This is a genomic window from Streptomyces sp. NBC_01217, assembly GCF_035994185.1.
Lineage (GTDB): Bacteria > Actinomycetota > Actinomycetes > Streptomycetales > Streptomycetaceae > Streptomyces.
The window spans coordinates 3,298,993-3,322,388 of record NZ_CP108538.1; the positions used below are offsets into that span (position 1 = coordinate 3,298,993).

The 23,396-nt window shown below is 66.9% G+C and carries 22 protein-coding genes and 3 pseudogenes; 18 read left to right on the top strand and 7 right to left on the bottom strand.

Annotated features, from left to right (window positions below; genetic code table 11):
• Window positions 1–189: 189 nt before the first annotated feature.
• The 4 genes from OG507_RS14440 to OG507_RS14455 form a co-directional block, all read right to left on the bottom strand.
• The gene (locus OG507_RS14440; protein ID WP_327367604.1) at window positions 190–1,050 is read right to left on the bottom strand and encodes a fumarylacetoacetate hydrolase family protein; all 861 of its coding nucleotides are present in this window, start codon (window positions 1,048–1,050) and stop codon (window positions 190–192) included.
• Between the two features lie 136 nt (window positions 1,051–1,186).
• A complete protein-coding gene (locus tag OG507_RS14445) occupies window positions 1,187–1,957 on the bottom strand; it encodes a YidC/Oxa1 family membrane protein insertase (RefSeq protein WP_327367605.1) in 771 nt (256 codons plus the stop codon).
• 117 nt (window positions 1,958–2,074) lie between these two features.
• Window positions 2,075–2,407 carry a DUF6412 domain-containing protein gene (locus OG507_RS14450; protein ID WP_327367606.1) on the bottom strand — a complete coding sequence of 111 codons (333 nt, stop codon included), beginning with the start codon at window positions 2,405–2,407 and terminating at the stop codon, window positions 2,075–2,077.
• Window positions 2,408–2,498: 91 nt separating this feature from the next.
• Window positions 2,499–3,029: a winged helix-turn-helix transcriptional regulator gene (locus OG507_RS14455; RefSeq protein ID WP_327367607.1), complete on the bottom strand. Its 531-nt coding sequence runs from the start codon at window positions 3,027–3,029 to the stop codon at window positions 2,499–2,501.
• 181 nt (window positions 3,030–3,210) lie between these two features.
• Here OG507_RS14455 and OG507_RS14460 point away from each other — a divergent pair, with 181 nt between their 5' ends.
• Window positions 3,211–4,641 carry an MFS transporter gene (locus OG507_RS14460; RefSeq protein ID WP_327367608.1) on the top strand — a complete coding sequence of 477 codons (1,431 nt, stop codon included), beginning with the start codon at window positions 3,211–3,213 and terminating at the stop codon, window positions 4,639–4,641.
• A 6-nt stretch (window positions 4,642–4,647) separates the two neighbouring features.
• Here OG507_RS14460 and OG507_RS14465 read toward each other — a convergent pair whose 3' ends face one another.
• Window positions 4,648–5,433 carry a class E sortase gene (locus OG507_RS14465; RefSeq protein ID WP_327367609.1) on the bottom strand — a complete coding sequence of 262 codons (786 nt, stop codon included), beginning with the start codon at window positions 5,431–5,433 and terminating at the stop codon, window positions 4,648–4,650.
• A gap of 78 nt (window positions 5,434–5,511) precedes the next feature.
• Here OG507_RS14465 and OG507_RS14470 point away from each other — a divergent pair, with 78 nt between their 5' ends.
• From OG507_RS14470 to OG507_RS14510, 8 genes and pseudogenes are all read left to right on the top strand, one after another.
• Window positions 5,512–6,513 carry an SEC-C domain-containing protein gene (locus OG507_RS14470; protein ID WP_327367610.1) on the top strand — a complete coding sequence of 334 codons (1,002 nt, stop codon included), beginning with the start codon at window positions 5,512–5,514 and terminating at the stop codon, window positions 6,511–6,513.
• A gap of 87 nt (window positions 6,514–6,600) precedes the next feature.
• The gene (locus tag OG507_RS14475; protein ID WP_327367611.1) at window positions 6,601–7,131 is read left to right on the top strand and encodes a GNAT family N-acetyltransferase; all 531 of its coding nucleotides are present in this window, start codon (window positions 6,601–6,603) and stop codon (window positions 7,129–7,131) included.
• A 467-nt stretch (window positions 7,132–7,598) separates the two neighbouring features.
• Window positions 7,599–9,128, top strand: coding sequence for an ATP-binding protein (locus OG507_RS14485; RefSeq protein WP_327367612.1), 1,530 nt, complete (start codon window positions 7,599–7,601; stop codon window positions 9,126–9,128).
• A 49-nt stretch (window positions 9,129–9,177) separates the two neighbouring features.
• Window positions 9,178–12,101 (top strand): annotated as a pseudogene (locus tag OG507_RS14490) (Z1 domain-containing protein).
• A 136-nt stretch (window positions 12,102–12,237) separates the two neighbouring features.
• Complete coding sequence (locus tag OG507_RS14495) at window positions 12,238–13,167, top strand: NaeI family type II restriction endonuclease (RefSeq protein ID WP_327367613.1); 930 nt, start codon at window positions 12,238–12,240, stop codon at window positions 13,165–13,167.
• 85 nt (window positions 13,168–13,252) lie between these two features.
• Entirely contained in the window at window positions 13,253–14,662 is a 1,410-nt protein-coding gene (locus OG507_RS14500) for a PIN-like domain-containing protein (protein WP_327367614.1), read from the top strand.
• Window positions 14,663–14,697: 35 nt separating this feature from the next.
• Window positions 14,698–15,300, top strand: a complete 603-nt coding sequence (locus tag OG507_RS14505; protein WP_327367615.1) for a hypothetical protein — start codon at window positions 14,698–14,700, stop codon at window positions 15,298–15,300.
• A complete protein-coding gene (locus OG507_RS14510) occupies window positions 15,293–15,748 on the top strand; it encodes a very short patch repair endonuclease (RefSeq protein ID WP_327367616.1) in 456 nt (151 codons plus the stop codon). Before OG507_RS14505 ends, OG507_RS14510 begins: the two co-directional genes overlap by 8 nt.
• On the opposite strand, the gene OG507_RS14515 is transcribed toward OG507_RS14510, so the two are convergent.
• Window positions 15,683–16,894: a DNA cytosine methyltransferase gene (locus OG507_RS14515; RefSeq protein WP_327367617.1), complete on the bottom strand. Its 1,212-nt coding sequence runs from the start codon at window positions 16,892–16,894 to the stop codon at window positions 15,683–15,685. The genes OG507_RS14510 and OG507_RS14515 overlap by 66 nt on opposite strands.
• Window positions 16,895–17,054: 160 nt before the next feature.
• Between OG507_RS14515 and OG507_RS14520 the strand changes: the two genes are divergently transcribed.
• Window positions 17,055–17,807, top strand: a complete 753-nt coding sequence (locus OG507_RS14520; protein WP_327367618.1) for an HNH endonuclease — start codon at window positions 17,055–17,057, stop codon at window positions 17,805–17,807.
• Window positions 17,808–17,842: 35 nt separating this feature from the next.
• Here OG507_RS14520 and OG507_RS14525 read toward each other — a convergent pair whose 3' ends face one another.
• Window positions 17,843–18,466 carry an ATP-binding protein gene (locus OG507_RS14525; protein ID WP_327367619.1) on the bottom strand — a complete coding sequence of 208 codons (624 nt, stop codon included), beginning with the start codon at window positions 18,464–18,466 and terminating at the stop codon, window positions 17,843–17,845.
• A 211-nt stretch (window positions 18,467–18,677) separates the two neighbouring features.
• On the opposite strand from OG507_RS14525, the gene OG507_RS14530 reads away from it, so the two are divergent.
• The 8 genes and pseudogenes from OG507_RS14530 (at window position 18,678) to OG507_RS14565 (ending at window position 23,348) form a co-directional block, all read left to right on the top strand.
• The gene (locus OG507_RS14530; RefSeq protein ID WP_327367620.1) at window positions 18,678–19,523 is read left to right on the top strand and encodes a helix-turn-helix domain-containing protein; all 846 of its coding nucleotides are present in this window, start codon (window positions 18,678–18,680) and stop codon (window positions 19,521–19,523) included.
• Window positions 19,523–19,747, top strand: a complete 225-nt coding sequence (locus OG507_RS14535; RefSeq protein WP_327367621.1) for a DUF397 domain-containing protein — start codon at window positions 19,523–19,525, stop codon at window positions 19,745–19,747. Before OG507_RS14530 ends, OG507_RS14535 begins: the two co-directional genes overlap by 1 nt.
• Complete coding sequence (locus OG507_RS14540; protein WP_327367622.1) at window positions 19,744–19,938, top strand: DUF397 domain-containing protein; 195 nt, start codon at window positions 19,744–19,746, stop codon at window positions 19,936–19,938. Before OG507_RS14535 ends, OG507_RS14540 begins: the two co-directional genes overlap by 4 nt.
• Before the next feature lie 351 nt (window positions 19,939–20,289).
• Window positions 20,290–20,571: pseudogene (locus OG507_RS14545) on the top strand (hypothetical protein); the annotation flags it as partial.
• Window positions 20,572–20,661: 90 nt separating this feature from the next.
• Window positions 20,662–21,327: a class I SAM-dependent methyltransferase gene (locus OG507_RS14550; protein WP_327367623.1), complete on the top strand. Its 666-nt coding sequence runs from the start codon at window positions 20,662–20,664 to the stop codon at window positions 21,325–21,327.
• A 128-nt stretch (window positions 21,328–21,455) separates the two neighbouring features.
• Window positions 21,456–21,633, top strand: a pseudogene (locus tag OG507_RS14555) (transcriptional regulator); the annotation flags it as partial.
• 154 nt (window positions 21,634–21,787) lie between these two features.
• On the top strand, window positions 21,788–22,243 hold the full coding sequence (locus tag OG507_RS14560) for a MerR family transcriptional regulator (RefSeq protein WP_327367624.1): 456 nt from the start codon (window positions 21,788–21,790) through the stop codon (window positions 22,241–22,243).
• A 25-nt stretch (window positions 22,244–22,268) separates the two neighbouring features.
• Window positions 22,269–23,348 (top strand): SDR family oxidoreductase, encoded by a 1,080-nt coding sequence (locus OG507_RS14565; RefSeq protein WP_327367625.1) that lies wholly within the window; start codon window positions 22,269–22,271, stop codon window positions 23,346–23,348.
• Window positions 23,349–23,396: the final 48 nt, after the last annotated feature.

Below are 23,396 nucleotides of genomic sequence, written 5' to 3' on the forward strand. Positions count from 1 at the left end.
CCATCCCACGCCGATCAAAATCAAGCCGCCGCCGGCGGATCCAGCCCACGTCGGCCGAATCGAGCCGACACCGGCCGATCCATCCCGCATCGGCCAAAATCAAGCCCGTCCGGCGATTGAGGACATCTTTCAGCCCGTCCGGCGCTTGAGGGCAAAACGGCGCCCCGGAACGCCCGGGCACCCCACCCGCTACGCCCCCTTCAGCTCCTGCCGCTGCCGCCCCAGCCCCACAACCTCCAGCTCCACGACATCGCCCGCCCTCAGATACGGCTTGGGCTCGGGCTGTCCCAGAGCAACTCCCGCCGGCGTCCCGGTGTTGATCACATCGCCCGGGTAAAGCGTCATGAAGTGGCTGAGGTAGCGGACCACCTCACCCACCGGGAAGATCTGGTCGGCCGTCGTGCCGTCCTGCTTCAGCTCGCCGTTGACCCAGAGCTTCAGCGGCAGCGTCTGCGGGTCGGCGATCTCGTCCGCCGTCACGAGCCACGGCCCCAGCGGGTTGAACGTCTCGCAGTTCTTGCCCTTGTCCCACGTGCCGCCGCGCTCGATCTGGAACTCGCGCTCGGAGACGTCGTGCGCCGTCGCGTATCCGGCGACATGCGCGAGCCCCTCCTCGGCGGACTCCAGGTAGCGCGCGGTGCGCCCGATGACGACCGCGAGCTCGACCTCCCAGTCGGTCTTCACGCTGCCGCGCGGCACCAGCACCGTGTCGTCGGGCCCGACGACGGTGTCCGGCGCCTTGAAGAACAGGATCGGCTCGGTGGGAATCGCCGCGCCGGTCTCGGCGGCATGGTCGTGGTAGTTCAGCCCGATGCACACGATCTTGCCGATCCGGGCGAGCGGCGGCCCGACCCGCAGCCCCTCGGCGTCGAGCGCGGGCAGCCCGCCGGGCGCGGCCGCGGCGGCCCGTACCCGGGCGAGCGCGGACTCGTCGGCGAGCAGTGCGCTGTCGATGTCGGTGACGACTCCCGACAGGTCACGCAGGGTTCCGTCCTCGTCCAGCAGCGCCGGTCGTTCCGCACCTGCCGTACCCACTCGAAGCAGCTTCAACGGTCTTTCTCCCCTTCGTCGAGATCGGGCCCGTCGGATGGGTGGCGGCCATCGCAGGCTTGTCCGATCGTCCAAGACATCCGATCACTCCGCAAGACCCTGTTCACACACTGGACCGGCGTACTCGCCGCGCCGATCACGCCACGGTGGCCATGGCGGCACCCGCGACCGGCATGTCGCGGTAGAGGACGGCGCGCTCGATCGCGGTCCAGGTGGTGCTCGTGACGACGTACAGCGCGGCGGCGAGCGGTACGACGGACACGGTGAAGAGCGTGGCGAAGGACAGCAGCGGCATCAGCTTCGTCATCGCGCCCATGCCCGGGACGGGCTGTCCGTCGGGGCCGGTGGCCGGGGTGACGGGGTTGGCGGCCATCTGCCGCTTCGTACGCCGGTAGTTGAAGGTGGCCACGGCGGCGACGATCGCGAACAGACCGAGGTAGACCATGCTCTGCGCCCCGAACAGCCCGCCGTGCGCCAGCGCGTTGTGCCAGCGCTCACCGAGCGGGGCGTCGAAGAGCTGGTGGCCGAGCAGCGCGTTGGGGTCGCCGCCGATCTTCTGGCTGGAGAAGAGGTGGTAGAGGAGGAAGAAGGCGGGCATCTGCAGCAGGCTGGGCAGGCAGCCGGACAGCGGCGAGACCTTCTCCTCCTTGTGCAGCTCCATGAGCGCCTTCTGCATGCGCTCGGGGTTCTTGCCGTGCTTCTTGCGCAGTTCGGCGATCTGCGGCTGGAGCCTGGTGCGGGCCTTCTGCCCGCGCGCCGCGGCCCGCGACAGGGGGTGCACGGCCAGCCGTACGAGTGCGGTGAACAGCACGATCGCGGCGGCGGTGGACGCGGTCTGGAAGAGCGGGTGGAGCACATCGGCCAGCGCGCCGACCAGGGCGGCGAATGCGGACATGAAGACGGACATGGATGAGCCCTCCGGGGGTCTCGTCGTGCCGGGAAGAAGAACGAACTCGGCATGACGAACCGCGAGGGGTACTGCGGGGTACTACGGGGATGCCCCGTACTGCACTGCTGTGAGCCCCTACGCGGCCGTCGGAAGGGCGCGTCCGGGGGCTCGGGGGCGTCTGCGCCCCTTGGCGTCCGGGTCTCGCTGCGGCAGGAACGCGGTGCGTTTCTCCCGGTCGCGCATGGCCGTACGGACCCGGGTGCGGGGTACGGGGACGGCGCAGCGGGCGCTGATGACCGAGGCGACGGCGAGCGCGGAGCCGGCGGCCGCGGTGGCGGCGAGCGCGACGGCGGCGGAGAGGCTGCCGCCTTCGGCGAGCAGGACCTCGGTGACGAGGAAGAGCAGCAGCCCCGCGGGGCGGAGCAGCCGGGCGAGGCCACCGCGCAGACGGTTCACTTCACCGCTCATCGGCCCCTCCCTTTCATCTCTTCCCCATCACGCTTCTCTCCAGCCGTTATACACGATGGGTCCGACACACCGGTCCCGTGCGGTCCCGCGCTCAGCGGCGATCGCTCTCCAGCGGCCGCAGCAGCCGGCGCGGTGCCAGCAGGGCGCGGCTGACCGGATCGGCGGGGTCCGGATCGAGTCCGTCGCCGGGCCGCATCTCGACGTCCCCGGGCGGTACGGGCCGTGCGCAGACCGGGCATTCGCCGTACGCGCCCAGTTCCGTACCGCAGGAGGCATGGACGAAGACTCGCATCGGCCGGGTGCCGGGAATGTGGTCGCGCCCCCACACACCGAGGCTGCGGACGACGGGCCAGAGGGCCTGGCCGCTGTCGGTGAGGACGTACTCGTCGCGCGGCGGCGACTCCTGGTAGCGGCGCTTCTCCAGGACACCGGCCTCGATGAGCGACTGGAGCCGGGTGGCCAGCACGGCGCGCGGTGCGCCGAGGTGGACGAGGAAGTCGTTGTACCGGCGTACGCCGTAGAAGGCGTCGCGCACCACCAGCAAGGTCCAGCGCTCGCCGATCACTTCGAGTGCGCGGGCGATCGAGCACTGCTGTGTCGCGTAGTCCTTGCCGAGAGCCATGACGACCACTTTACCCCGTCACAGTTCAATGAATGAACCTATCGTGCTAACGTCGACCCGACAGCGTGAGTTCATTGATCGAACCATGCCTTCGGACCGCCGGCCGCCCCAGCCCGCACCACTTCTCCAGTCAGTGCCCCTTTCCCAACCCGCGCCCCTTTCCAGCCCCCGGAGCGAAGTCATGGCCCAGCCCGTCCGCCCCACGGAGACCGCCCCCGCCGCGCACCAGACCCGTGACGCCCCACCGCAGCCCCGGCCCTTCTCCGCGAAGACCGCCACCGGCACCCTCGCCGCCACCGCGGCGGCCACCGCCATCGCGCTGATGAACTACACGGCGCCGATGACGGCCGTCCCCGGCCTCTCCGCCGCCCTCGCCACCCCCGCGTCGGGTCGGGCCTGGCTGCTGAACGGCGCTCCGCTCGGGCTCGCCGTCTTCCTCCTGGTGGCGGGCAGCCTCGCCGACGACTACGGCCGCCGCAGACTCTTCCTCGTAGGCACCCTCGCCCTCGGCGTCACCACCGGCCTGGGCGCGCTCGCGACGAACACCCTCGCCTTCACCCTGGCGCGCGTGGCCCAGGGCGCGGCGAGCGCCGCGATCCTCGCGGCCAGCCTGGGCCTGCTGGTCGGCGCGTTCCCGGCAGGGGCGGCGAGGATCAGGGCGATCGGCATCTGGGGCGCGTTCGTGAGCGCGGGGATCGCCCTCGGCCCGCTGCTCGCGGGCTCGCTCGGCCCCGCCGACTGGCGGCTGCCGTACGTCGTACTGGCACTCGCCGCCCTGCTCACGGCCGTACTCGCGTTCCGTACGCTCGAAGAATCCCGTGCCCCGCGCGATGGCCGCCCCGATCTGGCGGGGGCCGCGGTGCTCGGCCTGGCGATGACGGCGCTGCTGACCGCACTGACGCTCGGCCGGGACGGCTGGCTGCGGGCGCCCATCGGGCTGCTGCTGCTCGCCGCGCTGGCCCTGACCGCCGGGTTCGTGGTGGTGGAGCGCAGGGCCGCGGCCCCGCTGATCGATCTGTCGCTGCTGCGCAGCCGCCCGTTCCTGGCGTCGTCGGCCGGCGGGCTGTTCACCGGCCTGGCGGTGATCGGTCTGTTCAGCTATCTGCCGACGCTGCTCCAGCAGGCGCTGGGGATGTCGGCGCTGAGTTCGGCGTGGCTGTTCCTGCTGTGGTCGGGTACGGCGTTCGTGGTGGCGCTGCAGACGCGACGGCTGGCGGGCCGGGTCGCGGCCCGGCACCAGCTGGCCCTGGGCTTCGTCCTGCACGCGGTGGCGGTGCTGTCGCTGCTGGGCACCCTGGACACGGCGGGCACCACGCACATCGACGCCTCGGTGTGGCTGCGGCTGCTCCCGGCCCTGGTCGTGTCCGGCATCGGCAGCGGACTGCTCAACGCCGCGCTGCCGCGTCTGGCGGTCGAGTCGGTGCCGCCGGAGCGGGCGGCGATGGGTTCGGGCGCGAACAACACGGCCCGGTACATCGGCTCGTCGGCGGGTGTGGCCCTGACGATCGCGATCGCCACGACGGGCTCGGGCACGGACGGAGCGCTGCTGCTGTCGGTGGGCCTGGCCCTGCTGGCGACGGTCAGCGTCCTGTTGCTGCGGGAACGCCGCTGAGCCCCGCTACCGCGCCCGTACGCCCGTCAGCTTCCCCCACACGACGAGCCGGTACCGGGAGGTGAATTCGGGCGTGCAGGTGGTGAGCGTCACATAGGAACCGGCCTCGCTGTACCCGGGATACGGCTTCACATTGCTGCGCGGGACGGCCGCGATGACACCGCTGTCACCGGCGCCGGTCTGCCCGAGCGTCCGGTCGACGGTGTACGTGAAGACGGAGTCCCGGGTCTCGACGGCGATCCGGTCCCCGCGCCGCAGCCGGTTGATGTACCGGAAGGGCTCGCCGTGGGTGTTGCGGTGCCCGGCGAGCGCGAAGTTCCCGGCCTGGCCGGGCTGCGCGGTTCGCGGGTAGTGCCCGACGTACCCCTTGTCGAGGACGCCGCGTTTGCCGATGCCCTGGGCGACGGGGGCGGTGAGCCCGAGACGGGGGATGTGGATGACGGCGTACGCCTGGTCCCATCGGGGCGCGGGGGACGGGGCGCGCGCTGCGGGGGAGGAACGCGTATCACCACCGCCGCGCCCGCCCCCGTCCCCCGGCTCCTCCTCCGGCTCCTCCCGCTCCCCCCACTGCTCCGGCTCCCCCCACTCCCGTTGCAGCGTCTGCACCTGGTGCTCGGCGTCGGCACGGGCCTGCCGGTTGGTCCACCACAGTTGATGAACGACGAGCAACAACAGGACGACGCCGAGGGTCACCACCATTTCGGCAGCCGTCCACAACCCGCGCGCGGCGATCCGCCGCCCTCGCGAGTTCCGCTGCACCACGACCGGTATCCGCTCCCGCACGGCCCGCACGATAGGGCCATGTTCCGTAACTCTCCAGGGCCGGAACAACCCTCCGCCCAGGTGCCGTACAGCAGTACGGTGTGGTTCATGCGCCCCGACACGCCTGCTGACCACATCACCGAAGCCGAGCGCCTGCTGCGCACCGCGGCGCAGTACCCCGAGGACCGCGAGCCACTGCTTCTCCAGGCCGCGGCCCATCTGGAGCTCGCCGGCGACCGCGCCCGTGCCACCACTCTCTACGACGAACTGCTCGCCTCCCCCGACCTCGACCACCCGCACCTGGTCAAGGCCCTGAACGCGGCCAACCTGTGGGAGTACGGCCACGAGGCCGAGGCCCGCGCGATCATCGAAGGCATCCGGGTCGTGGGCCCGCTCGACCCGGCGGTCTGGGAGATCGCGGCCGAGACCCTCGAATCGCACGACGAGCTGGAAGCGGCCCACGACTACTTCACGACCGCGCTGACGCTCCTGCTGACCCCGGGCGAGGAGGTCCCGTACGCCACGCAGTCGCTGCTGATCGGCCGCCACCGGGTGCGAAGGCTGATGGGCGTGGCGCACGACGTGTGGGACGAGCTGGCCGACGCCGTCCACGCGGCCGCCGTCCCACTGGACGAGTTGCACGACCCGAAGCGCCTGTGGTCGCTGGGCTCCTCGGACCCGGGCGAGCTCCGGGCCGAGATCATCCGCCTCCGCGCCGAACTGGGCACGTACCGCACCGCGCTGTCCCGCCCGTTCCCGGTGGCGGTGCTGCACTGGCCGGCCTCCGAACTCGACGAACTCCTCGCCGCGTACCCGGTCCTGCGCAGCGAGTACCCCTCCCACACCGACCACCTGGCCGCCCTGGAAGCCGCCCTCCGCGACCTCCACGCCGCGGGCACCCCGAACCTGGGCATCGTGACGGGCACGGTCCCCTCCTACGAAGCCTTCGCCGCCTCGGAAGCCACGTCCCCGGCCGACCCGGACCTCCTCCCCCAGTACGCCACCACCCTCGCCGCCCGCGGCCGGGCAATCCCCTGGCCCCCGGCCCGCAGTGCCCCGTGCTGGTGCGGCTCGGGACGCGCGTACCGGGAATGCCACGGAACGCAATAGCTCCGTCGCCCGGGTACGGGGCCCACCCACAACGGGCCCCGTACGCTTCCCTCCCCCGTACGCTCCCCTCCCCCGTACCCTTCCCCCATGCCCGAACTCCAGCGCCTACGCGCCGATCACGCCCCGGCCCTGCTCGCGTTCGAGCGGGAGAACCGCGCCTTCTTCGCCGCATCGATACCGGACCGCGGGGACGACTACTTCGCCCACTTCGAGGCCCGGCACGCCGCCCTCCTCGCCGAACAGGCAACGGGCGCCTGCCACTTCCACGTCCTGGTGGCCCCCACCGGCGAGATCCTGGGCCGCTTCAACCTGGTGGACGTGGCGGACGGCTCCGCCGCCCTGGGCTTCCGCATGGCCGAAAAAGCCACCGGCCAGGGCCTGGCCACAACCACCGTCCTCCAACTCTGCACCCTGGCCGCCACGGAGTACGCCCTGACCACACTCCGCGCAGCCGCCACCCTCACCAACACAGCCTCCCGCGCAGTCCTGACCCGCACGGGCTTCACCCCCACCGGAGAAGACATCCTGTTGAACGGCCAACCGGGCACGGGCTATGTGCGGGACTTGACGAGGGCCCGGGAGTCGGGAGGCTCCACCGGAAGAGAGCAGTGGACCTGATCATCAGCGCCCGGCGTGACGAACCGGCAGAGGGGCGAGCCCTGAACAGCACTCCCAGTACGTCGGGTGGGAGAACTCGCTGACCCGCCTCAACATGGAGGCCGGCGAGGACATCCGCCGGCTGCCGCGACCCCGTGGCCGAATGCATCCGCCTGCGGGACCTGCTCCGGGCCGTAGCCACCCCACACACCGAGTACAAGCCCTGACCCACCCGTGAGGGCCAACGCGCAGGCGGCAGGCGAGGCACCGGTGGCGTGGCGGTCGTGATCGTGGTTGCGGCAACGGGATCAGGCCGGGACAGTCCGCCCGGCCGGGAGGTCCCGTCGGGTCACCGCCTCCCCGACAGGGGTTTTGTCAACAGGACTCCCCTCTGTCTCACCTTTGCAATATCATCACATCCCAACTACCCATCTCAGGGCCACACCTCCGCACGCAGGTCTCAGCTCTGTGCGCGCGAGGAAGTCCTTATGCCGCCTTATCAGCCGTCCGCCGACTGGCAGTTCGAGATCCCGACCTCCGGCAGCAAGCGGCTCCCGCCTGCCGCCCGCTACGTCGAATCGCTGACACACCAGGGCTACGGCTTCGAGGCGGCCATCGCCGACCTCGTCGACAACTCCATCGACGCGGGCGCCCGGAACGTCGTCGTGAGCTTCCTGCGGGACGACGACCGGCTCGTCAGCCTGCTCGTCATCGACGACGGATGCGGCATGAACGACGAGTCCCTGGACACGGCCATGACGGTCGGCGGCCGCGAGGGGTACTCCGAAACGGCGCTCGGTCACTTCGGTGCGGGTCTCAAGGCCGCCTCCCTCTCCCACGCCGAATCGCTCACCGTCATCAGCCGGACCAGGCGCAGCCCGTCGACCGGCCGCCGCTGGCTGACCGCGCGCGCCCAGGCCGACTTCACCTGCGACATCGTCGACCCGGGCTACTGCCAGGACCTCGTCGACCGCTACGACGGACTGATCGAGTGGCACGGCACGATCGTCCGCTGGGACCACGTCCGCGCCTTCGACACCGTCACCGTCGGCCAGGCCGATCGCTTCCTCAACGACGCGATCGAGAAGCTGGAGACCCATCTCGGGCTCTATCTGCACCGTTTCCTCGTCGGCGACGACTTCAACATCGACATCGTCGTCGAGGACGTACGGACCAAGGAGGAGCTGGACCACCGCGGTGTCGAGCCGATCGACCCGTTCGGCTACCGCGTGCCCGGCCGGGCCGGCTACCCCCGTACGTACACCGCACCGGTCGAGGGCGTCGGCGAAGTGGCGCTGACCGCTCATGTCTGGCCGCCGAAGTCGCCCCTGGTCAGCTTCCGCGGCATCGGTCCGCTCGCCGAACGCCAGGGGTTCTACATCTACCGCAACGACCGCCTCGTCCAGGCGGGCGGCTGGAACAGTACCCGCAGCGCGGAGGGCCACCTCGCCCTCGCCCGTATCGCGATCGACCTTCCGGCCCGGCCCAACGAGGTCTTCGGCCTCACGGTCAAGAAGGACGGCGTGACGGTCACCCCGGCCTTCGCACGCGGGCTGGAGCAGGCCGTGGACGACGCGGATCACACCTTCGCCGAGTACGTCCTGGAGGCGCAGACGACGTACCGGGAAGCGGCCAAGCGCGCCTCCGAGCCGCAGCGCAAGGCGGTGATTCCCGCAGGAAAGGGGCTCGACCCGCGCCTCAAGCGCACGTTGCGTGACGAACTGCCGGAGCTGGAGGGCGAGGACCCCGTGACGTTCCGATGGGACACGCTGCCGTCCGAGGTGTTCTTCGAACTCGACCGTGACGAGCGGGTGATCAGGCTCAACAAGGAGTACCGGCAGGCCTTCACCGGCGGCCGTCGCGGGGGGCTGAACGACGCCCCGGTCGTGAAGAGCATGCTCTATCTGATGGCCAACGAGATCTTCCAGAAGGAGCGCGTCCGGGCAGTGCACACCGACAACGTCGCCCTGTGGAACAGCGTCCTGGTGACAGCCGCCCGCTGCGAACTGGCCCGCTGAGGCCCGAACCGCCCATCCCCGCCACGCCTCCGAGAAAGCCGCGCCTGCCATGACCGACCACCTGTTCAACCTCCACGGCGATGTCCTGGCGGCGATGCGCCGGGGCCCTAAGGCCTTCTCGAAGCTGGCCTTCGCACTGTCCGAGGCGGAGGAGCCGGCCGACACCGCACTCGGTCACTTCCGGGACCGGATAGTGGCGACGGGTCCGGGCGACGAGCTCACCGCGCTCTGGCATCGCACGCTGACCACCTGGGACCTCACCGAACAGGCCGACTGGTCCGCCGCCCCTGCGCGCACGGACGCCCGGCGCTCGGACACGTACGACCGTCTCGGCTTCGGCCCCGACCTGCGCAAGGCACTCGACCACGCGGTCCCGGTCTTCAAGGAGCCCGGCGCGACGGTCATCAGCAAGGAGTTCACGTCCTGGTACTCCAGGGACACGGCGGCAGCGCGCGCGTTCTACTGGAACTCCTACGAGCAGACACTGCGCCGCAAGGGCTGGTCGGACGCGGCCGTATCGAGCCTGGACGAGGCGAGCCACGCCGTGGTCGAGCGCCTTTCCGATCCCACCCGCGCCGGGCATACGGTGCGCGGGGTCTGGTAGTCGGCTACGTGCAGTCGGGCAAGACCGCCAACTTCACGGGTGTCACGGCCAAGGCCATCGACGCCGGCTACCGCCTGGTCATCATCCTCGGCGGCACCCTGAATCTCCTCCGGGGCCAGACCCAGCGCCGTCTGGACATGGAGCTGATCGGCCAGGAGAACATCCTGCGCGGCGCCGACCCGGCGGACACGGACGCGCTCGTCGGCGTCGACTACCAGGACGACGAGGACTGGCCGGCGAAGTTCGTCAGCCACGGCGGCCGTCCGTCGGCGCTGGGCTCCTTCGACATCGAGCGCCTCACGACACGGGACAACGACTACAAGAGCCTGGAAACCGGCATCCGGGCCCTCGAATTCGACAAGCAGGACCGCACCCAGCCCCTGTACGTCCCGGACAACCTGCACCACGCGGCCGCGCGCGTCATGGTGGTGAAGAAGAACTCGCTGGTCCTGGCCAAGCTGATCAAGGACCTGAAGAAGATCGGCCCGATCCTCTCCGAGATCCCCGCTCTGATCATCGACGACGAGTCCGACCAGGCGTCGGTGAACACGACGGACCCGAAGAAGTGGGAGGACGGCAAGGTCACCCGCAAGGCCATCAACGGCCAGATCACGCAGCTCCTCAGCCTGCTTCCGCGCTCCCAGTACGTCGGCTACACGGCAACGCCCTTCGCCAACGTCTTCGTGGATCCGGGCGACGAGGAGGACATCTTCCCGCGGGACTTCCTGATCTCACTGCCCCGCCCGACCGGCTACATGGGCGTGCAGGACTTCCACGACCTGGAGTCCGAGGGAACCGCCGAGGAGACACACGTACGCGGGATCTGCGCCGGCGCCGTCGACCGTCTCCAGGAAGCCCTGGATGCCTTCGTCCTCACCGGCGCGCTGAAGCTGTACCGAGCAGCCCATGGCGTTCCCGAAGGCCCGTTCCGCCACCACACTATGCTCGTCCACGAGTCCGTGCGGCAGCGTGAACACGCGATTCTCGCCCTGCGCATCAACTCGATGTGGCACCGGTCGGCCTACACCGGTCAGGAGGGTCACGCCCGCCTCGCCGCCCTCCTCGCCGACGACTTCCAACGCTTCGCGGACAACGACCTGCCCACACCGGCGTCGTACGACGACCTCAAGCCGTACGTCTCCCGGGCACGCCAGCTCATCAACTCCGGCGGCGAACCGGTGATCATCGTCAACGGTGACACCGAACGGGACTACGAGCAGCCGGAGCTGGACTTCGACCGCACGCCGCACGTGTGGAAGATCCTGGTCGGCGGCACCAAGCTCTCCCGCGGCTTCACGATCGAGGGCCTCACGGTCACGTACTACCGCCGCACCACGCAGCAGGCCGACACCCTCATGCAGATGGGCCGCTGGTTCGGTTTCCGCCCCAACTACCGGGACCTGGTCCGCCTGTACATCGGGCGCGAAGAGGCCATGGGCAAATCCAAGACCGTCGACCTGTACGAGGCCTTCGAGGCGATCTGCCGCGACGAGGAGACCTTCCGCTCCCAGCTGTCACGGTACGCCGAACTGGTCGACGGCAAACCACAGGTGACCCCCGCCCAGATCCCCCCGCTGGTGTCCCAGCACCTGCCCTGGATCAAGCCGTCCGCCCGCAACAAGATGTTCAACGCGGAGCTGGTGGAGATCCGGTCACCGGGGCAGCCGATTGAACCCGCGTCCTATCCCGTGGACTCTCAGGCAATTCGGCGCAACACCGAACGCTGGCGCCCACTGCTTGACACATTCAGTGAAGCTCCTGTCACGTTCACCAATCCTCCGGACAGCAGTAGTTCGCAGGCCCGGTCCTTTTCCGCCCTCACTGCCCGAGTACCGCACACAGACATCATGCGCATCCTGAGCGGACTTGAGTGGGAATACCCAGACCTTTTTCGCCCCCACCTGAGCTACCTTTCGCAGCTCGACGGCAGGCTAGCCAAGGTGGACGGCTGGTTGGTCATCGCCCCGCAGTTGTCGCGTTCCAGCCGGATCGAAGCCAGCATCCTCGGCTCACCCCAGTTCTCGCTCGTCCGCCGTAGCCGACAGGCAGGGAAGACGGCCTTCGGCCGTATCGCAAGCGTGGAACACCGGATCGCGGCAATGCAGTTGATCCAGGGTGCTGGCAGTGACGGACTGTCCATCGGCTCCGCGACAGGCGTGGTTCTGCTCTACCCGGTCATCGAAGGTCAGAACGACGCCGATACACGCACTGCTGCACCACAGGGTGTGGCTGACCCATCCAAGGTCATCATGGCGTTCACTCTGATCCCCCCGTCATCCGCAACCGACGCATCGAAACGCCTGCTCCGATTCCGAGCCAAGGACTCTGGGCGCGCCAACGACATCTTCGTAGCAGCAACTTTCCCCTGACGGGAACTCCGCCCAAGCCCCGGGAGTCAGGACAGGTGTCATCATCAACATTCCGCCTTGCTTCACGAAAGAGTGCAGAGTGACCCTTTTTGACCCCCCAGGGCCAGTATCCGGCGTGTGCGACGACCCTGAACTCATGTTGGTTCACCAGCACTTGATGGCGCTCGACCCTGCGGGAGTACGCTTCGCCCGCGTGCTGCGTGACACTATTGACCAGTTGTTGAATGGTGAAGTAACTGGCCGGTATGACTGGAGCACCCTCTTCAAGACAGAGAAAACACACGCGGGAACCCTCGTTGAGATCAACCTGCAGCGTGAGTTCGAGTTCGCGGACGGCATCGACATGGATTACCGCATAGAGGGAATCGACGTCGACTGCAAGTACTCGCAAAAGTTTGGCTCCTGGATGATTCCGCCCGAGGCACAGGGTCACCTGTGCCTGCTTGTCTGGGCGGATGACTACCAGAGCCGCTGGAGTGCCGGGCTGCTGCGCATCAAGCGCGAGTGGCTCAACGGCGGAACTAACCGGGACTTGAAGTTCACCATCAAGGCGGAGCACCGGAACAAGATCACTTGGCTCTGGAAGGACGAAGCCCTTCCGGAGAACGTGCTGCTCCACCTTGACCCAGCGACCCGGGCCCGCATCCTGATCCCGGGAAAGCAGAAGGGCCAAGCCCGTGTCCGCGAGTTGTTCCGTTCCGTGCACGGCAAGCGAATCGGCCGCGGCGTGGTGCGAACCGCGGCTCAGCAGCTCGACTACATGGCGCGGGTCCGTGAGGGGGACAAGGGGCGCGCACGTCCTGCCCTTCGCCCGAAGGGGATCATCATCCTGGGCGACTACCAGTCACACCAGGCGGTAGCCCGCGCCCTCGGCGGCCCAGTGCCGCATGAAGGGGAGTTCGTCGCCCACCGAGTTATCCGCGCCCGGCCGGAGCACAGCAACCGCCCACAAGCAGAGATTGCCGGGGAGTACTGGGTTGTGGCCCAGCCTGGTGAAGCATCAGATGATGCAGCACCACGGCTGCCCGAGGCCCAGAAAAGCAGGGCCAGGCCGGAACACGAGTGAGCCGCTCAAATCGCTCAGTAGCGCGAGCACACTGAAGGCGGGATCATCTTCTTCAGCATCCCGACCCGAGAACAAGGAGCGATCGGTGGTCAGCCCTGAGGGCGAGTACCCGTTGATCAGGCAGTACCGGGACTGGATTCAGAACGGTCCGTCTGAGAAGGATCCAGACCGCGCCACCTTCTTCACGGACGGAATCGTCGTTCTTGACACAAACGTCCTGCTCAGCCTGTACGAGTACACCCCTACCGCACGCGAGCAGGTACTGAAAGCTCTCCAGAGTGTGCAGCAACGCCTTTGGCTCCCACACCAGGTTGGACTGGAGTTCGTCCAGAACCGGTTTCGTATCATCACTGGCAGGAAAAAGGCGCTTGACGATGCCCAGCGTTCCCTCCAGAACAAACTCCGCGACGCGAAAACGGCAATCAAGGACGCACGCTCGTTCACTCAAGATCTGCTGATCAAGTACGCACAGGACACCGAGGCCAGCCGCGAGCTTGACACCGAAATGTCAAACAAGGCCATCGAAGAGCTGCTCAGCGGATGGAGTGCAACGCTCGAAGCACAGGTCAAGCGGCTCAGAGAGTACGACATCTCCATATCGCCAGGTGGCCAAGGCGATCCCGTGCTCTCCCAAGTGGCTGCCCTGTTCGGCGATAGGGTTGCGGTCCCTCCAGATGCTGCGGAGACCCGGCGGCGCGTCGAAGAGGCCTCGTCATACAGATTCCCCAACCTCATCCCTCCCGGCTTTAAAGATGCAGGGAAAGGGACCGCTCTGGCATCATCTGGCGATTTCCTTCTCTGGGAGGAAACCATCGGTTACATGGCAGACTCAACAAAGCGCTCTCGCCTGCTCTTTGTCTCCAACGACACGAAGGAAGACTGGTATCAGCCGCAGGGAGAAGGCCGGAGTGTCTCGCGTCCCTGGCCCTCCTTGGCAAGTGAGCTGAGGCAGCGCACAGGCGCTGAGCTGCGGATCGAGACACCGGGGGACTTTTACCGCGGAGTGAACCGATTCCTCGACGCAGAAATCGCCGAGGCCACTTACGCAGAAATCGACCGCGCCGCTGTGAGCACTGTCGAGACGGTCGTCACAGAGCAGAGCGCCATCCGCACACAGGCTCCGCCTGGCCTTGTCGCCGCGGCCTTCGATGCAGCAGGTCTGGACGAGTCATTGGTAGAGAATATCGGTGATGGTTCCTCACGCCTGATCTTCATCTGGTGGCTGATCGGCGTCACGGCACAATTGGAGCGGCGTCCGCGCCTCGCCGATGAACCAGACGTCTCACTCGCGCCAGCAACTCGCTCAGCGGCAAAGCCGGATCCGGACTGGGTGCCTGGGCTCAGTCTCCATCTCGGCGAGTGGCCGTACAGGAGCTCATCGTGGATCGCCCCATGGTTCGCAGAGTCCGTCAACTGCTCATCTCGGCGTGACAGAAAAATCTTGCAGGTGCTCGCTGCCCAGCAGCTAGCCTTCGAGCTGGCAGATCAGGGCTAACACCTCACAGAAACCCGGCAGAACGGAGTCACCGCATGACCGCCCTGCATTCTCCTGAAGATGAGTGGCAACGGCTCAGGCCGGATGCCGAGCATGCACTGAGAAACCTGCTTTCAGAAATCTCTGATCATCAGGATCCTCAGTCATTGTTCGAGGCTTACACCTACGCCAAGGACATCGCTGCCCGTGCCATAAAATCCCGTATGTTGATGCATTTGCCGGCCGAGAACCAGCAGTTCAAAGCGCTGCACGCGAGGGTTCAACAGGAGATTCACTCGCGCTATCAAGGAAAGATCCCGGATGGGCTCCTCGGAGCTCCGTACAGTGGAAAAACACACGAGCGCTTGTTCTCCTTGCTTCAGGAAAGTCTGGCCCGACCTGTACCGGCTGCCATGCTGCGTATCGTGACCGGAGATGACGTTCATACCGAACGACGGGCTCGCGAACTGCGCGAGCTTGGATTCGATGTTCACTGGTATGAGACTGAGGAAATCAGTGTCTACGAACTCAAATCACTTGATCTGGATTTCGACATGATTCCGGCCATCATAAGGAACAAAGTGAGAAGAAAAAAATCACTCACACAGAGCGAGAAGCAAAATATCTTCAAGAACGCGGGCATTTCTGAGAATGGATAGCGATAGCCGCTGGGAACCGCCAGAAGGCTCCTGGGCCTCGTCGGCCGCCCGGCGTCGGAACATGCAGGCGATCAGAAGCAGAGACACCAAGCCGGAGCTCCTGGTCCGGAGGCTTCTGCACGCGCAGGGATTGCGTTACCGAGTAGCGGCCAAGCCGCTGCCAGAGCTTCGCCGGACGGCAGACATTGTCTTCCGTCCGGCGAAGCTTGCAGTGTTCATTGACGGCTGCTACTGGCACGGCTGCCCGGACCACTACGTCTCTCCGAAGACCAATTCCGGCTACTGGTCCGACAAGGTCATGCGGAACGTGACCCGGGACCGAGACACAGACGAACGCCTCCGTGAAGCTGGGTGGACCGTGCTCCGGTTCTGGGAGCATGAGTCACCCAACGACTGCGCCCTTGCGATCGCCGCTGCGGTCAGTCGGCTCCGGGATGACAGGCGCTGAGAGGTCGGCCAGTTTGAACAACAACTCGCTGTCGCGTTCGCTGGTCAGGACCCGTTCTTGCCGCACCGAGGCTACGACCTTGGCCTCGCGAGCCGCTTTGAGGGCAGCGATGATCTGTTCCCCCACTGCTTGAGCGACCGGCGGGGGGAAGGCGTTCCCCACTTGCCGGTATGCAGCGGTCTTCTTGCCTGAGAACTTCCAGGTCTCCGGGAAGCCCTGGATGATGGCTGCCTGCGTCACTGTGAGCTTTGGCCCGGCCTTGGCGAAGAGATCGCGGTCTTGGCTTTCCAGCCGCTCCATGTCCTTTACGTTGTTCGCAACGCCAAGCCCGCATACACCCAGCGCTTCCCACGCCTTCTTGGCCCGCGTGGGGCCGAGGTCAGCACCGCCGTGCTTCTTGGAGCCTCCAACGAGCGTGGGCGCGACACCCTTCGATGCCTGAATCAGCCACCTCTGGAATACCTTCTCGGCCCGCGGGTCATCTACGTCGTCGAAGCGCTTTCTCATAGTCGGTTCCAGCGCCTCCCCCACAGTGACGAGCGGCCTTTTTTCTGGCTTCGTGTTGGCGAAGAACGGAGTGTAGGCCTTCTTCATCGCCACCAGAATGGCGCGCGGGCGGAGCTGGGGAACTCCGTAATTCTTGGCTTCCAGAACTTCCCAGTAGCACTTCTCATAGCCCAGGGACTCAAGACGCTCAAGAAGTTCTTCCCGGTACCCCTGGAACTTCTCCTTCGGCTCAAGGAGACCACGGACGTTCTCAATCATGACGGCCTTTGGTTCAAGCTCCTCGACCAGATCGAGCATGGTCGGGAACAAGTCCCTCTCGTCGTCCCGTCCCAGCTGCTTGCCTGCAATGGAGAACGGAGGGCAGGGGACACCGCCGGCAAGCAGGTCAAGATCCCCCGCTTGCAGCCCCAGCTCCAGCCTCAGATCGAGCGGCTTGAGCTGCGTCAAGTCAGCCTGCTTGACCTTGCAGCCCTCCCACTCCGCGTTCCCCTCCACGTTTTCCTTGAGGGTGGCTACCGCATGCATGTCGATCTCGATCAGCGCAAGGTGCCTGAACAGTGCGTTATGCAGGCCCAACGCCTGCCCGCCCGCCCCGGCGCAGATCTCTACCGAGGTGAACTCCCTCTTGGTGCTGGTCATGCACCCTCCTTCCAGACTTGCCCGACTGGCACCGATTGCCACCAGCCATCACAGAGGGTGACAGACCCCACTGACATCACGACCGTCCTCCAGTGTGCGGCACGAGCCGACCTGCCCAGACACCACCCGCACCATGTTGAACGCACATACGATATTGCCCATGCGTAGCCCTGACTGGACCTGGGATGAGTTGCTGCTGATCTGCTCGCGTGTCGTAAGCAACAACTGGGGCCAGCTCAGGACGTACCAGCAGCCCACACACGATCTTGCCGACCTTCTCCGATCCCTGCCCCTTCATGGGGACACGGCTCGCGACGTACCCGAGTTCCGGTCGGCGGCCAGCATCAGCCGCAAGAGTGCGGACCTGATCACCAGCCGGCCCGGCTATTCCGGCCCCGCCACCAGAGGCGGCCAGCTGACCAGACTCGTAGCTGAGGCGTTCATGGAACGCGAAGCAGAAATGCTGCTCGCCGCCCAGGCCATCGAAGACGGGATTGCGTCCGGCGAACTCGTCCTCATCCCTGAGCAGCCCGACGAGGTGGATGAGGACGGGGTCCCGGCAGCTGAAGGGCGCCTCCTGACCCGCTGGGCAACCTTTCGCGAGCGAAACCCTGCGCTCCGCAAGCGCAAGATCGCCCAGGCGCGCAGGCTGGGCCGCCCTCTCCGGTGTTCTGTGTGCACCTTCGACTTCGGTCAGCGGTACGGAATCCTCGGCGAGGGCTACATCGAGGTGCACCACGTCCTCCCCCTCCACCTCTCGGGCCCACGCGAGACCAAGCTGGAAGACCTCGACTTCCTTTGCGCGAACTGCCACCGCATGTGTCACCGGGGCCATCGCGGCACTTCCTGGCGCACCCCTGCGGCCCTGCGCGCTGAGATCGAAAAAGCCGCCGAAACCCGCCAGACCGCGTAGACACCTGCTCTCACTCACCCCACGTGCTACGCCCGTCACGCCGCCTCCGCCTCGAAGTGCATCTGCGCGCGGTCCAGCAGCCCGTCCGGGTCTCCGCCCCGGGCAGTGACCCAGTGCAAGACATCCGCGATGAGGTCGACGGCGGATTCCTCAAGGATCTGAGAGGAGCGGCTCCGCAGCAGTGGTGGTGCGCCGATATCGCTCCGGTATTTCGTCAGGGCAGTCTCGGCCCGCCGCACCCGACGGCAATGCGTCTCCGGACCGGCTGACAGCTCACACCAGATAGCCTTCCCCGTCGCAGTCAGCAGCGTTCCCCAATCGGCAGCCATGCCGGCCAGCAGATGCAAACCCCGGCCGCACTCGTCATCGCAGCTCACCGGCCCGAGTACCGGCACGCGATAACTCTTGTCGTGCAGTTCGATCCGCAGTCGATCCCGCGCCGCTTCCAGCACCAGGGTGGCCGCGACGCCGCTCCCCACGTGCTTGATCACATTCGTGGCCAGTTCACTCACCACGAGTTCGGCCTCCTCAGTGAAGGCCGGAAGGCCCCACCGGGCCAGTTGTCCCCTGACAGCTCTTCGTAATTCCTGCACCGCCGAGGGCTCGGCCTCGAACGGCAGAACGCTGCGCACTTGCGAACCTTTTTCCTGCCTGGACATGCACTCTCCCTCCGGCACCACCTCAGCCACGCACTCGCCGCATCCATACGGCTGCGCTGAGTGGCCAGGTCTGCGAGTATGGCACCGGGAAGTCTCGCCATGAAACTTCTCACGCGAATCGATCGGGTGAATCCCGGCACTCGCAACTCACCACGCCCATAGCCTGGTTGGCGCAGAAGAGCCGCAAGTGCACGGAACGGAAGGCCCCTCCATGTCCGTCAGGACCACAACACGACGCCGACAGCTCGGCGCGATGATGCGCAAGCTACGCGCACGAAAAGGCATGACGCTGGAGGAGGCCGGACGGCTCGTCGGGGTCTCAAAGGCCACGGTCAGCCGCTACGAGACCCAGGAAGGGCCGGTGAAGTGGCCCATCGCGGACGCTCTCTGCCGAGAGTACGACGCAACCGACACGGAGCGGAATGCCGTGGTCGCTCTAGCGAAAGATGCCAAGCAGCAGGGCTGGTGGGCCCCATACACCGACTCCATCCCCGCTGACATGAATCTCCTGCTGACGCTTGAAGACGAGGCAGTGCGCGAGGACCACTTCTCCTGCACGTACGTGCCCGGCCTTCTACAGGCGCGGAGTTACAGCGCGGCGATTCAGAGTGCCAACGAAATGCGTCTGGCACCGGACGAGATCCAGCGCCTCGTGGACATCCGCATGAAGCGCCAGGAGATCCTGAGTCGACCGAAGCCGCCCCACCTGTGGGCGATCCTCGACGAGTCGGTCGTCCGACGTGTGGTCGGATCCCCCGACATCATGCGCGATCAGTTGAGTCAGCTGCTGGAAGCCAACGAATCGCAGCACATCACCTTGCAGATTCTGCCGTTCGCGAAGGGCGCCCACTGTGCGGCCTTGGGAAGTTTCGTGATCCTCGGCGGGGCCGAGGCCAGCCTGGATGTCGTGTACGTCGATCTGCATGTCGGCTCGCTCTTTCTGGAGAAGGACGAAGAACTCGACCGATACAGACTTGCGTTCGACTACCTGCGTGCACAAGCGTTGGACATGGCCGCGTCGTCGGCCTTGATCAAGCGTGTACTCAAGGAGATGTAATGCTGTCGACCCCTCACTTCGCCAAGCCCCTCAGCTGGTTCAAGTCGTCGTACAGCGGCGGGAACACGACCGAGTGCGTCGAGGCCGCCCGCCTCCCGCAGGCCGTGGCGGTTCGCGATTCGAAGACCCCTGACGGTCCGGTACTGACGTTCGGCAACACGTCGTGGTCGGGGTTTGTCACCGCCGTACGGCACCAGCGGGCTGGAGGGGACGTGCGCTCATGAAAGACCGGTCTTCCACAAACCCGCAGTGGCGGAAGAGCAGCTACAGCAACGGCACGGGCGGCGAGTGCGTCGAGGTCGCCGATCTGCAATCGGCGGTTGGCGTAAGGGACTCCAAGCGGCCTGGCGGGCTCCACATAGCCGTGTGCCACAGCGCTTGGGAGCAGTTCGTCACCTCTCTGCGCGTCCAATAGCCACCGGCGACCGATCGAGCCGGCTGAGCCGAACCCGTACGGTCAGCCTGACGAGCTACCCCCGACGCCGTCGCGGCGGAGCCCCTGAGCGCAGCCATCCACAACGGGGCGGTATGCCGCGCCCCGATAATCACAACGCACGACGTCAGCTCGTTGGCCGCTGTCGACAACGATTCATCGGGTGGGAGTACTCACTGACTCACCTCGGCATCAAGGCTGGTGCCGTCCCGACACCGACCGCCTGACGGCAGTCCGTAACTGCCTTTCGACACACGCTCCTTCGGGGATCTGGCGTCATTGACGCGGCAGGTCCGCACGGGTGATGGTCGTGCAAGCGCATGCAACCCGCTCGCCATGGAGAAACCCGGGATCGGCATGGGCGTCGGCTACACGGTCGACCAGGCCGTACACGCGATCATCCTCGACACGCCGCTCATGTTCGCCTTCTGCGACGAGTACAACGGCGGCGAGTACAAGCACCACGCCCCGCTGATCCGGCGGCGCTGTGACGGCCTGGTCATGCGTACCGCGCAGCTCCTCGCGGACAACGGCTTCACGGTCGATGAGGAGCTGTGGGCCAAGGACGAAGCAACGTGCTCGCCCTGCGACAGCAAGGTGCCTGACAGCCACTGAGTCGGTACGCCGGTAGAGTGCCTGCCCCCGCCCGACCCCTCCCGTGGCAGGGGCAGGCGCATCTACCAACAGCACTACCAGGGAACCGAGTTGCCAGTACCTCACGACATCCCGTCAGAGCGCGAACTCTGGAACACCTTCGCCAAGAGCGCGATCAACGACGCCCCGAACGCCCAACCCGTCTTCCACTGGACCCAGTACAAGGGTCACGGGCCGGGGCCCGAACTCCTCGGCTCGCCTGAGAGTGTGCTGGAGATCGGCTGCGGGACCGGCAGAGCGCTCGCCTACCTCAGGCAGCAGGGGGTGAAGACGAGGGGCGTGGACCTGTCCCCTGTCGCGATCGAGCACAACACGCGGCGGTGGGGCCCGCTCGGGTGCAACTTCGTGTGCGCGGAAGTTCTGGGTTTCCTCGCCACGGACGAGACGACATACGACGCCGTGTACTCGAACTTCGGCGCCGCCTGGTTCACCGACCCGTCCCGCCTCTTCCCCCTGGTGGCCGCACGCCTGAACCCAGGCGGCCGGTTCGTGTTCTCGCAGCCCCCGGCCATCCCAGGCGCCTACGGCCCACAGGGCATGTACAAGGGCGGCTTCGCCGGCCCCAAGATGTTCACCTACCGGTACAGCTACACACCCGAAGTGTGGGCACGCTTCCTGACCCGCGCCGGATTCCAGGACGCCGAGGTGCGCGTACTCGATGCCCCGGCTCCAGACCACATCGAGACCCTGATCGCCTCCGCGGTAGTCGCCCACTGACTCCCTGGCCTGCTGGCGTCGCCTCCAGCACGAGCAGTTCGGGCGTGCCCGCCGGGTCCTCGGGGAGCGACGCTCTTCGATCACGTGGAGGCAGGCACCTGACTTGATAGATAAGTTGCCACTTGCCCATGACGGAGGACGTCTTCAAAGCGCTGCCCGACCCCACTCGTCGCCCCTGATGAACTGGTGGAACGGGATGGCCAGACCCTGTTCGAGATTTGCCCACGGCTGGTGACCAAGCACGGCCTGGGGCTGTCCCGCCAGGCGATCCGTACCGGTGATGCGTTGGTACGCACGGGGGATCTGACACTCCTGGAGGACCGCGACACCTCCGCGGCGCTCCGCCCGGCAGGAAGCCTTCGCGTACCTGCCGTGGAGACCGGGGCGTTTGATGATATACGGCACATTGCCCTATGTGTGAAGTTGACTTCAAGCGCTTCAGGTATCGGAGGCTTCACACATGGCAGCAGCAAGCGGTGAGCAAACAGTGGAACTGACCGTTCAGGAGATGGCGCGGCGGTCGGGTTTCAGTGAGGCCACGCTGCGTTACTACGAGAAGATCGGCCTCCTGGGAGCGGTCGGCCGGGACGAGTCCAGTGGGCATCGCCGGTACGGGGCGGCGACTGTGGCCCGCGTCGAGGCGCTGTCCTGTCTGCGGTCGGCGGGGATGACGGTCAGCGGGATGCGTCGCTACCTGGACCTTCTTGCCCAAGGCGACTCCGCGGCGGCCGAGCAGCGGGAGCTGTTTGCCTCGCAGGCGGAAAAGCTGGCCGCCGACATCGAGCAACTTCAGCTGCGCCTGACGTATCTGCGGCGAAAAGCCGACCTGTGGGACGCCCGTGTCCGTGGGGACGCCGCCGCCGAGAACCGCGCGGTCGAAGAGATCACGCGTGTAGTGGACCGATTCACACACTGAAGGACTGAACGAGATGAGCAACGAAATGAGTACGGAAGATCCCGCCGCCTCGGCTCCCGAGAGCGGAACCGTGCTGGTCACGGGCGGTACCGGCTTCGTCGGCAGTCACTCGGTCGCCCGGCTGCTGCGCGAGGGGTACCGGACCCGTGTGACGGTGCGGGAGTCCGGGCAGGAGGCCGAGGTGCTGGCAGCGCTCCGGGAGGCCGGGGTCGATCCGGCGGACCGGCTGGAGTTCGCCGTCGTGGACCTCAGCGCGGACAGTGGCTGGGCAGAGGCCGTGGACGGTGTCGCCCACGTACTGCACCACGCGTCGCCCTTCCCGTTCACTCCGCCCGAGACGGAGGAGGAACTCATCCTCCCCGCCCGTGACGGTGCGCTGCGGGTCATCTCCGCGGCCCGGAAGGCCGGGGTTCCGCGGGTCGTGATGACGTCTTCGTACGCCGCGGTCGGATACACGGTGAAGCCCGGCAACCACTACTCGGAGGCGGACTGGACCGACCCGGACACCGAGGGCCTGCCCGCGTACCACAAGTCGAAGGTCCTCGCCGAGCGTGCGGCCTGGGACTACGCCCACACCCACCCGGACATCGAGCTGACGGTCGTCAACCCCACCGGTATCTTCGGCCCCCAGCTGGGCAACCGGCCCTCCGGCTCGGTCGGACTGGTCAGGGGCATGCTGGCCGGGCAGATGCCCGTGGTGCCGGTCATGTACTTCGGCGTCGTCGACGTGCGTGATGTCGTGGACCTGCATCTGCGGGCCATGCTGCACCCGAAGGCGGCGGGCGAGCGCTTCATCGCCGTCAGCGGATCGTCGATCAGCCTCTTCGACATGGCGCAGATCCTGCGTGAGCACTTCCCCGCCGCAGCCGGCCTGCTGCCCTCCGCCGAACTCACCATCGAGCAGGTGCGCGAGGCCGCGAAGACCGAGCCCGCCCTGCGGGATGCCGCGGCTCTGCAGGGCAGGATCCCCGTCATCAGCAATGAAAAGGCCCGTTCGGTGCTGGGCTGGGAGCCCCGGGATGTCACCGAGACGGTCGTGGCAACCGCCGACAGCCAGATCCGGCTGGGCCTGACCCCGCCCGGGAACGACAGCCCCCGGTCGTGACCGGCCCGAGCCGCATGCCGGAAGCGAGCGTGCTCGACCGGCCGCTCA